Source organism: Leptolyngbya sp. FACHB-36, from assembly GCF_014695955.1.
In the GTDB taxonomy this organism is placed as follows: Bacteria; Cyanobacteriota; Cyanobacteriia; order Leptolyngbyales; family Leptolyngbyaceae; genus FACHB-36.
In genome coordinates, this window is sequence record NZ_JACJPG010000135.1 from 1 (window position 1) to 3,311 (window position 3,311).

A 3,311-nucleotide genomic window follows, 5' to 3' on the forward strand; every position below is an offset into this window, starting at 1 on the left:
GCAGTTTGCCCGTAAAGGCTGAGGTCTCCAAAGCCTAAATCATCCGTGATAATAAACAGGATATTGGGACGACGACGGGTAGCAGCGGCGGAAATCTGCTGCAATTCTGTGGCAAGGAGTGCCCCAGCCGTTCCGGCAGCAGCGGTTGCCATAAATCGACGACGGCTGATTGCCCCTGATTTTTTACGTTGACTCATTTCGTGATTTCCTTACGGTTTCAATTCAGATCAGATTGATGAGGGAATGACGTGTGTATGTAGGACCCGCGTTTGTCGCAATCAGTGGAGTTCAGCGATCGCATGCTCCGCTGGTAATTCCGACTGATCGCTTGACAAATCTAGTGCGCTCAAAAGCTGCTCTTTCCAGCGCTGAACTTGCAGATCGGTGCGTTTGCGGGGACGCGGTAGATCCAGCACAAACTCTCGATAGACCCGTCCGGGACTGCCACGCAGCACAATGACGCGATCGCTGAGCACCAGTGCTTCTTCAACGTCGTGCGTCACCAACAGCAGCGTCGGGCGATCGTCCGTCCAGATGTGCAGCAGATGATCCTGTAGCTTCATGCGAATGAAGGCATCCAGAGCGCTGAACGGTTCATCTAGCAGCAGAATCGATGGCTTGGTCACGAGGGCGCGGGCGATCGCGACTCGCTGCGCCATGCCGCCAGAAAGCTGACGCGGCAGAGCTTGCGCAAATTCTGTTAAGCCAACGCGATCGAGCATTCGCTGAGCAAGACTGCTACACGTTGGCTTGGGTAGCCACGCCTCCAAGCCAAACTGCACATTTTGTTGCACCGTCAACCACGGCATCAGGCGCGGCTCCTGAAAAATAATTCCAATGTTGGGATGCGGCGAACGGATTAATTCGTCGTCGATCAATACCTGCCCAGAGGTTGGAGACTCCAAGCCCGAAATAATCCGCAGCAGCGTACTTTTGCCGCAGCCGCTTGTCCCGACAAAGCTGACAATTTCGCCTGGATTTACATGGAGATGAATGCCATCCAGAGCCAGAAAGCCGTTGTTAAATTGCTTGGAAACGTGTTCGATTCGCAGCATTTAGGTTCCTCACTTAGCGGTACGAATCTTGCCAGTGCAGCAGACGGTTTCCGACGATCGCCAATCCGATATCGGTCAGCTTGCCCAAAATGGCAAACAGCAAAATGCTGGCAAGAATAATGGTTGGGCGACCCGTTGTTTGACCGTCTACCAGCAAAAATCCCAATCCCTGACTCGACCCCATAATTTCGGCTGCCACAACAAACATCCAGCCCAATCCCAAACCGCTGCGCAACCCAACGATATAGGCAGGCAGCGTTGCAGGTAAGAACACGCGCCGAATCAGCTGAAATGCATTTAGCCGATACACCTTACCGACTTCGACCAGTTTGCGATCGACGCTCTGGACACCGCTCATCAAATTCAGATAGACCGGAAAAAACACACCGACAGCAATCAGCGCGACCTTGGCAGTTTCGTAGATGCCCATCCAAAGAATGAACAGCGGCACCCAAGCAAGTGAGGGAATGTTTCGCAGCGATTGCAGCAGTGGATCAAGCACGTCGTGCAGCAGTCGAAAATAGCCCGTTAACGCGCCTAAAATTGTTGCCACAGCGCTTCCAAGGATGAAGCCGATCGCCATGCGAACCAGCGTAATGCTGATGTGCTCCATTAATTCGCCACTCAGCGCCAACTCCCACAGCGTTTGCAGCACAGCGGAGGGAGCCGGAAGAAGGTTGGGTGGAAAGAACCCAATTTGGGACAAAACTTCCCACCCAATCAAAAGGACCACGGGAAGAACAAAACCACGGACCCAGCGGAGGCGGAAGACCCTCCGGTGCTGGCGACTGGTCGAACGTGGGGCACCTGTAGTGCTGACAAGACTCTTCATTGGCTTTCAATCTGTACAACTGACGGCGGCTGGTATTGACCATCCAACAAAATCTGCTGAGGTTCGTAGGTGCGTAGCGTCAGGGAGAACCTATCTCTAGGAGCCGGGAACCAGTTAGACTCATTACCCGCAGGAGCTTCATTCTGGATGTAAAGGGTGAGGGTTCCATCGGCGTTGTACTGCAATCCTGGAGTGCGATCGCCGATCGCATACCGATTGAGCGGATTGTCGTAAAAAAAGCGATCGAATCCGTAAAGAGTCAGCGACCAAAAGGCATTTACAGGCGGCAATTGATCAAAGGTCAACACATAGCGGTTGCTGCCAACCAGAGGGTTTCCCGTATTGTCAACGTCGGTTCCAAAATACAAAGATTCCTCAGGAACATTTGCAAAAATGCCATATTTAGCGACTGCCGCTCGCAGCAGGTAGTCTTTACGAAAATCTCCTCCTAACTCATAGCTAATCGACCAGCCATTGGTGGTTGTGCCAAGGTTCGACCATTTCTCGTCGATCAGCTTCTCTGCCGCAGGAATTGCCTGTCGCAGTCCTTCCAGCGTTGCCTCATCTGTAATCTCCTCCGAGGGACGCCGATTCGGTCCAATGTCGATCGATGCGAATCGCCGCAGCAGAGACGCTTCTGACCGACGTGGAGGTGTACTGACCAAGTATTCGCCCAGTTCATCAAACACCGCGATTCCGCTAGACGCAATGTCGTTAGGATTCAAAAATTGTCGATCGGTGGGTGGAGGCTGCACTTCTACCGGAGGCGTTCCATAGCGGCTGAGGGGAACCAGCGTATACTGCTGCTGAACTGCCCGAGCAGCGGGTAAATCTGCCTCACCATCGATCAAGGTGCGACCCAAAATAAACACCATATTGACGGGAGATTTGATTTGCTTAAAATTACTCGGCAAGCTGCCACACCAATTGGGACCGACGATCGCATACTCACCTGCGCTCGTTCCGGTGACGCGCCTGCCAACGTAGGCAAACGTATTGGTGTAATTATCAAAGAATTGCAGGCTGTAATAGCGTCCATTTGTGTCGGGAACGCTGAGAACGACAGGTTCTTGGCGTAAATCTAGCAGAGTCGTTGAGTACAGCGTGTCATTGTTTGGCGCAACGACAGCTCTATTTCTAGCGGTTGTCAAATTCTGCGAACGGGAGAACTGGTTAAACGGAGCGGTTACGGCAAGCCGTCGAATTTCAAACCGTTTTGTATAGATTAAGGGATAGCCCCAAATGTAAGCGCGAGTGCCGATTTCCAGCGCTCGCTGTAGGCGTCTTTGGTAACCTGGCTTGACCTGAGCTGAAGCAACCGATCTCAAGCCGATCGCCTCAGGCAGTACGGTTAGACCAGCCCCCAGCGCAGTGAAGCTCAACATTTGTAGTAAACGACGACGAGAAAAGTCTAAAGAATTCGT

The 3,311-nt window shown here is 52.5% G+C and carries 4 protein-coding genes; all 4 read right to left on the reverse strand.

Annotated elements, in window-relative coordinates:
* Window positions 1–197, reverse strand: a 197-nt coding sequence (locus tag H6F43_RS01915) for a twin-arginine translocation signal domain-containing protein (protein WP_190340328.1), incomplete at its 3' end; no start/stop codon positions are given.
* An 81-nt stretch (window positions 198–278) separates the two neighbouring features.
* On the reverse strand, window positions 279–1,055 hold the full coding sequence (locus H6F43_RS01920) for an ABC transporter ATP-binding protein (RefSeq protein ID WP_190340329.1): 777 nt from the start codon (window positions 1,053–1,055) through the stop codon (window positions 279–281).
* 13 nt (window positions 1,056–1,068) lie between these two features.
* Window positions 1,069–1,788, reverse strand: a complete 720-nt coding sequence (locus H6F43_RS01925; RefSeq protein ID WP_347272361.1) for an ABC transporter permease — start codon at window positions 1,786–1,788, stop codon at window positions 1,069–1,071.
* A 95-nt stretch (window positions 1,789–1,883) separates the two neighbouring features.
* On the reverse strand, window positions 1,884–3,311 hold a 1,428-nt coding region (locus tag H6F43_RS01930), incomplete at its 5' end, for a DUF1254 domain-containing protein (protein WP_206754529.1).